We start from the raw sequence: 1,418 nt of genomic DNA, 5'->3' as shown, positions 1-1,418 counted from the left end.
AGCGTGCGGACGACGAGCACGGCGTCCGGTGGCCGGGCCGCGGGAACGGCCTGGGACGGTACCGGTCCGCGCCCGCCGGACGCCGTGCTCGTCGTCCGCACGCTCGATCCCGCGCTCGCCCCGCTCCTGCCCGGACTAGCGGGACTCGTCGCGCAGACCGGGAGTCCGCTGTCCCACCTGGCCGTACTGGCACGGGAGTTCGGGCTGCCCACCGTCGTCGGGGCCACGGACGCCGTACGCCGGTACCCGCCGGGCTCCCGCCTCATGGTCGACGGCACCACGGGGGACGTACAGACGGACGACACGACCGCAAGCCGGAGCAAGGGCGGGCACAGTCACGGTCCCGGGCCGGAGCCGGTGCCCGCGCCCAGGTCCGAATCCGAAGAGGCAGCATCCGAAGAGGCAGCGCGATGAGGCGCGCCGCCTATCTCTTCGGGGGCGCGGCGGCGGCCGGCGCCGGCTCGTACCTCGTCGTCTACCTCTACCGCTGGCAGTGGCAACGAGCCATTCTCTGCGGGGTGTTGCTGCTCGTCGTCGAGGTGCTGCTCCTCGGGATCGTGCTGCTCGGCCGGCTCGCGCGCATCGAGGAGCGGATGCGCGACGCGGACCGGCGGCAGGAGGACGTCCTGGCGCGGCTGCGCGAGAAGGAGGCCGCGGCGGGCGMCCGGTTCCGCTGGCTGGACGAGCCGACGAGCCGTACCTACGTCTTCGTACCGGTCCTGATGGTCACCGGCGTACTGCTCTCCGGCCTCGCCTGGGTGGTGCAGCGGATCGCGTCGCTCACGGCCCGGCCCGCGGCGGAACGGCGGCTGGCCGGGCGGCTGTCCGTCCTGGCCGCGCCCGATCCGGACGGCGGGGCGGACCTGGACGACCTGCCACCGCCCGGCGCCCCGCGGGGACACCGCCGCACCCTGCGCCTGCTCGCCGTGGGCGTGACCGGGGCCGCGCTGCTCGGCGCGCTCGTCGCCGGGCTGGCCGACCTCACGCAGACCCGCGAGGAGGAGGCGGCGGAGTCCGAGGCGACCTCGCTGCTCCTGCGGGTCGACATGCGGGGCACGGGCATGACGGCCGAACGGAAGTCGCTCGCGGCGCACCAACTGTGGGAACGGTGCCGGGACTCGACTTCGGTGCCGCTCCACGGCGCCGGTCTCGGCGAGCTGGGCGACGGTCTCTTCGCCGGCGTGGTCCGACCGGCGCTCAGCGACCACGACCGCATGCGCCTGCGCGGCTGCCTGGAGGACGCGGGCCTGGACCGTACGCACCTCACGGTGATCGCCATCGGCGACACGGACGCGGACGACGACTGATCCGAGCCCGACCGGACCGGACCGGACACAGATGTTCCATACCCAACCCCGCCACCCACCACTTTCACCCCACACGCAAACAGGCATCCCCTACCCCCCACGAACAACTCC

2 protein-coding genes are annotated in these 1,418 nt (G+C 74.1%); both read left to right on the top strand.

Features of this window, described 5'->3' with window-relative positions; translation table 11 throughout:
* Positions 1-414: PEP-utilizing enzyme (locus FGF04_RS39240; protein ID WP_268893813.1), on the top strand; the 414-nt coding region annotated here is incomplete at its 5' end.
* Positions 411-1,307 (top strand): hypothetical protein, encoded by an 897-nt coding sequence (locus tag FGF04_RS39235; protein WP_149516167.1) that lies wholly within the window; start codon positions 411-413, stop codon positions 1,305-1,307. The genes FGF04_RS39240 and FGF04_RS39235, both read left to right, overlap by 4 nt.
* Positions 1,308-1,418 lie beyond the last annotated feature (111 nt).

The sequence above is a fragment of the Streptomyces apricus genome, from assembly GCF_008369065.1.
Lineage (GTDB): Bacteria > Actinomycetota > Actinomycetes > Streptomycetales > Streptomycetaceae > Streptomyces > Streptomyces apricus.
Note: the sequence above shows the minus strand (reverse complement) of the source record. Positions and strands in the feature narration are given on the sequence as shown.